This is a genomic window from Streptomyces sp. NPDC054956 (genome assembly GCF_053609185.1).
In genome coordinates, this window is record NZ_JBSGXB010000348.1 from 1 (window position 1) to 7,286 (window position 7,286).

Annotated in this window: 6 protein-coding genes; 3 read left to right on the forward strand and 3 right to left on the reverse strand. The window is 72.9% G+C overall.

Annotated elements, in window-relative coordinates:
* Nucleotides 1-74: 74 nt before the first annotated feature.
* Nucleotides 75-1,097, reverse strand: coding sequence for a septation protein SepH (sepH, locus tag ACWGDE_RS33605; protein ID WP_453392840.1), 1,023 nt, complete (start codon nt 1,095-1,097; stop codon nt 75-77).
* Nucleotides 1,098-1,634: 537 nt separating this feature from the next.
* Between sepH and ACWGDE_RS33610 the strand changes: the two genes are divergently transcribed.
* Nucleotides 1,635-2,471, forward strand: coding sequence for a hypothetical protein (locus tag ACWGDE_RS33610; protein WP_453392841.1), 837 nt, complete (start codon nt 1,635-1,637; stop codon nt 2,469-2,471).
* Nucleotides 2,472-2,510: 39 nt separating this feature from the next.
* On the opposite strand, the gene ACWGDE_RS33615 is transcribed toward ACWGDE_RS33610, so the two are convergent.
* Together ACWGDE_RS33615 and ACWGDE_RS33620 are read right to left on the reverse strand one after the other, a co-directional pair.
* Entirely contained in the window at nt 2,511-3,854 is a 1,344-nt protein-coding gene (locus tag ACWGDE_RS33615; RefSeq protein WP_453392842.1) for a D-arabinono-1,4-lactone oxidase, read from the reverse strand.
* Nucleotides 3,799-5,061, reverse strand: coding sequence for an MFS transporter (locus tag ACWGDE_RS33620; RefSeq protein WP_453392843.1), 1,263 nt, complete (start codon nt 5,059-5,061; stop codon nt 3,799-3,801). The genes ACWGDE_RS33615 and ACWGDE_RS33620 overlap by 56 nt, the downstream gene beginning before the upstream one ends.
* Nucleotides 5,062-5,230: 169 nt before the next feature.
* On the opposite strand from ACWGDE_RS33620, the gene ACWGDE_RS33625 reads away from it, so the two are divergent.
* Nucleotides 5,231-6,406, forward strand: a complete 1,176-nt coding sequence (locus tag ACWGDE_RS33625) for a ferrochelatase (RefSeq protein ID WP_453392844.1) — start codon at nt 5,231-5,233, stop codon at nt 6,404-6,406.
* A 34-nt stretch (nt 6,407-6,440) separates the two neighbouring features.
* Complete coding sequence (locus tag ACWGDE_RS33630; protein ID WP_453392845.1) at nt 6,441-7,253, forward strand: inositol monophosphatase family protein; 813 nt, start codon at nt 6,441-6,443, stop codon at nt 7,251-7,253.
* The last annotated feature ends 33 nt before the right edge of the window (nt 7,254-7,286 follow it).

Here is a 7,286-nt window from a genome sequence, read left to right on the forward strand (position 1 = left end):
ACGCGAACGTGACGGGCCGAGCGGCCGGCCAACAGCACTGCTGCTGCCTGCTCCTGCTGTTCTGCCTACTGCTGCTATTCCTGCTTCTTGCGGCGGGTGCCGAAGACGATCTCGTCCCAGCTCGGTACCGCCGCGCGGCGGCCGGGACGGACGCCGTCGGCCTCCGCCTGCCGGTCGGTGGTGCCCGTCAGCCGGTCGCGGTGGCCCGCCACCGTACGGGGCATCAGCACGTCCGCGTACGCGGTTCCCGCACCGGCCGAGGCCGACGCGGCCGGCGGTTCCTCCGCCTCGGGTTCCTCCACCGGCTCCGGGACCACCAGATCGCCGCGGAAGCTCGGCACCGCCTCCAGCAGGGCCGTCAGGGTGTCCCGTTCCTCCTCGGCCTCCGGCTCCGGAGGGGGCGGCGGCGCGGGAGCGACCGGCCTTTCCAGCTGACGGTCGAGCGCACGGTCCAGCGGCCGGTCGCGCGGCAGCCGCGCGATCCTCGGCACGAACGGGAAGCTCGGCTCCGGCGTCGCCGGCAGGTCGTCGGACTCGCCGATCAGGGAGCGGGCCTCGTCGTCCACGGCCACGACCAGCCGGCGCGGCGGGTCGTACGTCCAGCTGGCCGAGTGCGGTTCGCCCGCGACCCGGTAGACCAGGAGGACCTCCCAGGTGCCGTCGTCGCGGCGCCAGGAGTCCCACTGCACGGATTCCTTCTCGGCGCCGCGCAGCGTGAGCCGTTCCTGCACGGCCTCGCCGAGCTGGGGTCCGGTGTTCTCTCCGGGGCGGCGCACGGGGGTCTTGCGGGCCCGCTCGGCCATGAACGCGCGCTCGGCGAGCACGGGGCCCTCGAAGCGGCGTACGCGGTCGACGGGGATGCCGGCGAGCTGGGCGACCTCCTCAGCGGAGGCACCGGCCCGTATGCGGGCCTGGATGTCGCGAGGACGGAGGTGGCTCTCCACCTCGATCTCGATCTGGTTCAGGCGCGCACGGTCATTGCGCACGGCAGCCCGTAGACGCTCGTCGATCGGAAGCGTGTACTCCGTGCTGTCCGCAGCCTTGAGCACCAGTCGTGTGCCGTCATTTGAGACGGCCACGACACGCAGTTCGGGCATGGGGACCTCCCGGGTGGTGCCTGCCGACGTCACGTGCGTCGCTGCTTCCGCTAGTCGAGTGTGGCCTGCCCGGGTGCAGCCTGCCACTACCTTGCCGAGTTAAACCGGCGTGTCGGGCATGCGCCCTTGATCGCTGTTATGGCACGGTTACCTGTTGGGCACGCACAGTGACCGAACGATTACTGTGCGCAGCAGGATCCGTGCAATACCGCGGCATCGCCGGTCTCGAGTGCCGTTTCTCCATCAGCCGGCCCCCTCTCCCGGGTCCGGACATCCGTAAGGAAGGACGGCCCCAGGGCTCGCCACAGTACTCCATTCGGGCCACCTGGGTGGACCGCCGCGCCGCCGAACTTGTCCCGGACGGCGGGAGTTGGGCTGCCCTGGACCGGGTCCACAGCGGGCCGGACCTGGGGGCACGCCCGTTTTCAGGTGTCTTGCTTCACAGAATCTCCGGAAATGGAACTATCCGTTTCGCTCATGTGTCAGTAACTGAAGGAAGTGGAGAAGCGCGAGAGGCAGGACACGCAGGGGATGGCGATGGGTCAGAAGGCGGAGCCGGGCGCCGAGCCGGCGGCGCAGCCGGAGAAGAAGAAGCTCGACCTGAGTGCGACTCAGGTCGCGGGGTCCTCCCTCGCCACCGTCGCGGCCGCCCTGCTCGCCTCGAAGATGGGCGTCTACGGGACCATCCTCGGGGCCGGCGTCGTGAGCGTGGTCGCCACCGCCGGCGGACCCGTCATCCAGCACCTCTTCCGCCGCACCGGCGACCAGCTGCGCGAGAGCGCCCGCCCGAGGAGCCGTCAGGTGCCGGCCGGGGAACCCGCCGAGGAGCGGGCGCCCGACGGCACGATGATGCTCCGCCGGGCCGCGCCCCCGCACCCGGCCGGTCTCTCCGAGGAGTTCGGCGAGGCCACCGTGCACGGCAGCCGGGTACGGGGCTGGAAGCGCACCGCCGTGGCCTCGGCCGCCGCCTTCGCCCTCGCGATCGGCGGGATCGCCGCCTACGAGGCGGTATCCGGGAACGCGGTCAGCAGCGGCGACACGACGGTCTGGGGCGGTACGGCCCAGAACGCCGGCAACAGCAAGCCCGCCCCCGGGGACGAGTCCGGCACCGGCGGCAAGGACAAGGACGGGACGGGCCCGCAGAACGGGAACTCCCCGAGCCCCGCGCCCCCGAGCGGCAGCCCGAGCCCCTCGCCCGACCCGGACTCCTCGCCGTCCCCGGGCACTTCGCCGAGTCCGACCCCGTCCCCGCCGAAGCCGGACCCGACGCCCTCGCCCACGCCCCCGCAGTCCCCGCCGCCCAGCACCGGCAAGTCCACCCCGGGCGCGGCGGACGGCGGTACGGGCACCGGGCAGGACGCGCGGAAGCCCTGACCCGGCCGCGCCCGTGCCGGTCCGGCCCGGGTTCCCGGCTCAGTCCCCGAGGACGCGCCGCAGGTAGTCGTTGCCGAACACCCGGTCCGGGTCGAGCCGGTCGCGCAGCGCCGTGAACTCGCCGAAGCGCGGGTACACCTGGGCGAAGTACTCCGCGTCCCGCGTGTGCACCTTGCCCCAGTGCGGCCGCCCGCCGTGCGCCGTGAAGATCCGCTCGGCGGCGGTGAAGTACGCCTGGTACGGCGTGCCCTTGTACATGTGCACCGCGATGTACGCCGTTTCGCGGCCCGAGGCCGTCGACAGGGTGATGTCGTCCGCCGGGGCCGTGCGCACCTCCACCGGGAAGCTGATCCGCAGGCCGGAGCGGTCGACCATGGTCTTCAGCTCGCGCAGCGCCTCGACGACGTGCTCGCGCGGAAGGGCGTACTCCATCTCCACGAACCGGACCCGGCGCGGGCTGGTGAACACCTTGTACGGGATGTCCGTGTAGGTCCGCGCGGACAGCGCGCGGCTCGCGATCCGGGCGATGGAGGGGATGGCCGCGGGGACGGCGCGGCCGAAGGAGTTGACGGCCTGGAAGATCCCGTTGGACAGCAGCTCGTCCTCGACCCAGGCGGAGACCGCTCCGGGCGGGGCGGCCGGGCCCTGGCTGCGGTTGTTGCGCTTGGTGTTGCAGTTGCCGGTGTGCGGGAACCAGTAGAACTCGAAGTGCTCGTTCTCCGCGTGGTGCTCGTCGAACTCGGCGGTCACCCGCTCGAAGCTCATCGGCTCCTCGCGGGCGGTCAGGAAGAACAGCGGCTCCACGGCGAAGGTGATCGAGGTGACGACGCCGAGCGCCCCGATGCCGAGCCGGGCGGCCGCGAAGACCGCGCGCTCCTCGTCGTCTCCCTTCTCTGAGCACGTGAGCAGCCGTCCGTCCGCCGTGACCAGCTCCAGGCCGCGGATCTGGGCGGCGATGGAGGCGGAGTCGCGGCCGGTGCCGTGGGTCCCGGTGCTCGTGGCGCCGGAGACCGTCTGCTCCATGATGTCGCCCATGTTCGTGAGCGACAGGCCCTCCTTGGCGAGGGCCAGGTTGAGGTCCTTGAGGACCGTGCCCGCCGCCACCGTGACGGTGCCGGCTTCCCGGTCGATCGCCCGGATCCCGGCCAGTGCCTGCGGGCGGATCAGTACGCCGTCGGTCGCGGCGGCCGAGGTGAACGAGTGGCCGGTGCCGACCGCCTTCACCTTCAGCCCGTCCCCGGCGGCCCGGCGGACCGCCTCCTGGAGCTCCCCGACCGAGGCCGGGGCCACCACGCGCACGGGCGTGGCACTGACGTTGCCCGCCCAGTTATGCCACGCGGCGGTCCGTGTCCCGCTCTTCCCTGCTGTCCCCGTCGTCGCCATCGCTAGAAGGCTCCTCCCCTTGCGCCGACCTCGTCAGCCGGCGATAACCCGCGAACGCCACCGCCGCCGCGGCGGCCCCCGCCGAGATGGAGACGACGTACCCGGTCCTCGCGCCGGCGGCGTCGATGACCCAGCCGGCCAAGGAGGAGCCGAGCGCGACCCCGACCGCGAGGCCGGTGCTGATCCAGGTCATGCCCTCGGTCAGCTTCGCGCGTGGTACGTGCGCCTCTATCAGGGCCATCGTGGTGATCATCGTGGGAGCGATGGCGAGGCCCGAGACGAAGAGCGCCACGGCCAGAAACGGAAGGTTCCCGGCCAGTAGGAGGGGGATCATACTCACGGCCATCGCACATATGCCCAGCACCCACCTGCGTTCGGCCTTCCCCTTGAGGTGCAGCAGGCCGAAGACGATGCCGGCGAGGCAGGAACCGCCCGCCCAGATCGCGAGGATGAAGCTGGCGGCGGCCTTGTGGCCCTGCTCCTCGGAGAAGGCCAGGGTGACCACGTCGATGGAGCCGAAGATGGCCCCGGTGGCCACGAAGGTGGCCACCAGCACCTGGAGTCCGGGGGAGCGCAGGGCGGAGGTCCGGTCGGTGTTCTCGCCGCGCGGGTGCGGGGCGGGTTCGGTGGCGCGCTGGGCGGTCAGCCACCACACGCCCACCAGCAGGCAGACCGCGGCGACCAGCGGGCCCGCCTCGGGGAACCAGGTGGTGGAGAGCCCGATGGCGATGATCGGGCCGAAGATGAAGCAGACCTCGTCCAGGACGGACTCCAGGGAGTACGCCGTGTGCAGTTCGCGCGGGGAGTCCCGGTAGATGGCCGTCCAGCGGGCGCGGATCATCGAGCCCACGCTGGGGACGCAGCCGGCGAGCGCGGCGAAGACGAACAGGGTCCAGTCGGGCGCGTCGTTGGCCGCGGACAGCAGCAGGCCGGCGACGGCGACGAGCGCGAGCAGGGTCGCCGGGCGCAGGACGCGGCGCTGGCCGTACTGGTCGACCAGGCGGGAGACCTGCGGGCCGACGAGGGCGGCCGAGAGCGCGAGGGTGGCGGTGAGGGCTCCGGCCAGCGAGTAGCGGCCGGTGAGCTCGGAGATCATCGTGAGGATGCCGACGCCGACCATGGAGATCGGGAGCCGGCCTATGAGGCCGGCCGCGCTGAACCCCCGGCTCCCGGGGGCGGCGAAGATCGCGCGGTAGGGACTGGGCAAGGTGCCCTCCGTAAGGGACGTCATTGGCCCATACAGGTTACGACCGCACACATGGCGCCCGCATGGGGAAGGAGCAAGAGGAAGTAAGGGTGACCTTACCTGCGATGGGGCGGATCCGGACGCCGGGCCTGTTTCCCGGCCGAGGGGCGCGGGTGGCAGGATTCGAGACATGTCTGACCAGCCCCGCGCCTCCGCCGCCGGCCCGGCCGAAGGCCCCGCCGCCCCCTACGACGCCCTCCTGCTGCTGTCCTTCGGCGGCCCCGAGGGGCCCGACGACGTCGTGCCGTTCCTGGAGAACGTCACGCGCGGGCGCGGCATCCCGCGCGAGCGGCTGAAGGAGGTCGGGCAGCACTACTTCGGCTTCGGCGGCGTCAGCCCGATCAACGGGCAGAACCGCGAGCTGCTCGACGCGCTGCGCAAGGACTTCGCGGAACACGGGCTGGACCTGCCGGTCTACTGGGGCAACCGCAACTGGGCCCCGTACCTGAACGACGTGATGCGCGAGATGGCCGCCGACGGGCGCCGCCGCATCGCGGTGCTCGCGACCAGCGCGTACGCCTCGTACTCGGGCTGCCGGCAGTACCGCGAGAACCTCGCCGACGCGCTCGCCCTGCTCGTCGAGGAGGGCACGCCCGAGGCGGAGCTGCCGAAGGTCGACAAGCTGCGGCACTACTTCAACCACCCCGGCTTCGTCCAGCCCATGATCGACGGGGTGCTGGAGTCGCTGGCATCGCTGCCCGAGGAGGTGCGGGCCGGGGCGCGCCTCGCCTTCACCACCCACTCGATCCCGAACGCGGCCGCGGACGCCTCGGGTCCCGTCGAGGACCACACCGGCAACGGCGAGGGCGGGGCCTACGTCAAGCAGCACCTGGACGTCGCGAAGGTGATCGCCGACGCGGTCCGCGCGGAGACCGGCACCGAGCTGCCCTGGGACCTCGTCTACCAGTCGCGCAGCGGCGCCCCGCACATTCCGTGGCTGGAGCCGGACATCTGCGACCACCTGGAGGCCCTCCACGGGGCGGGCACCCCGGCGGTCGTCATGGTGCCGATCGGCTTCGTCTCGGACCACATGGAAGTGCTCTACGACCTCGACACCGAGGCGACGGCGAAGGCCGCCGAACTGGGGCTGCCCGTCGCCCGGTCGGCGACGGTCGGCGCGGACCCCCGGTTCGCGGCCGCCGTACGGGACCTCGTGCTGGAGCGGGCCGCGGCGGAACGCGGCGAGCCCGTGGAGCGCTGCGCGCTCGGCCTGCTCGGCGCCTCCCAGGACCTGTGCGCCGTGGGCTGCTGCCCGGCACGGGCGCCCCGGCCGGCGGCCGCGGGCGTGGACAGCCCGTACGCGTGACCGCCCCCACCGCACCCAGGGATTGGAACCGGCCGTGACCACCGAAGTCTCCGAAGAGCTGAAGACCGAACTGCTGGAGGTGGCCCTGGAGGCCGCCCGGCGGGCGGGCGCCCTGCTGCGGGACGGCCGCCCGGCCGACCTGGCGGTCGCCGCGACCAAGTCGAGCCCGATCGACGTGGTGACCGAGATGGACATCGCGGCCGAGAAGCTGATCACCGGCATCCTCGGGGAACGCCGGCCCGCGGACGGGCTGCTGGGCGAGGAGGGCTCCGACACCGAGGGGAGCAGCGGCGTCCGGTGGGTGATCGATCCGCTGGACGGCACCGTGAACTACCTCTACGGGCTGCCCTCCTGGGGCGTTTCCATCGCGGCCGAGTACCGGGGGACCACCGTGGTGGGTGTCGTCGCGGCGCCGATGCGCGGGGAGACCTTCCACGCGGTGCTGGGGCGCGGGGCGTGGCTGGGCGAGGTCCGGCTGGCCTGCCGGCCGGCGGCCCCGCTGGACCAGGCGCTGATCGGCACCGGGTTCGCGTACGTCCAGACCCGCAGGGCCCACCAGGCCGAGGTGGCCCGGCGGATCATCCCGGTGGTCCGGGACATCCGGCGCGGCGGGTCGGCGGCGATCGACCTGTGCGACGTGGCCGCCGGGCGGCTCGACGGGTACTGGGAGCGCGGGCTGAACCCCTGGGACCTGGCGGCGGGCGAGCTGATCGCCCGGGAGGCCGGTGCGACGACCGGCGGCCGGCCCGGTGAGGCGGCCTCGGGGGAGCTGGTGCTGGCCGCCACGCCGGCGGTGTTCGCCTCCCTGCAGCCGCTGCTGGAGGAGGCCGGGGCCTGGCACGACTGAGCCGGCGGCGCCGCTGCTGGGGCTCCGCCCCAG

Excerpts from the sequence above, each read along its gene's own strand:
- ACWGDE_RS33610 (WP_453392841.1), top strand. The coding sequence starts at position 1,635 with ATGGGTCAGAAGGCGGAGCCGGGCGCCGAGCCGGCGGCGCAGCCGGAG.
- ACWGDE_RS33625 (WP_453392844.1), top strand. The coding sequence starts at position 5,231 with ATGTCTGACCAGCCCCGCGCCTCCGCCGCCGGCCCGGCCGAAGGCCCC.
- ACWGDE_RS33615 (WP_453392842.1), bottom strand. The coding sequence starts at position 3,854 with ATGGCGACGACGGGGACAGCAGGGAAGAGCGGGACACGGACCGCCGCG.
- sepH (WP_453392840.1), bottom strand. The coding sequence starts at position 1,097 with ATGCCCGAACTGCGTGTCGTGGCCGTCTCAAATGACGGCACACGACTG.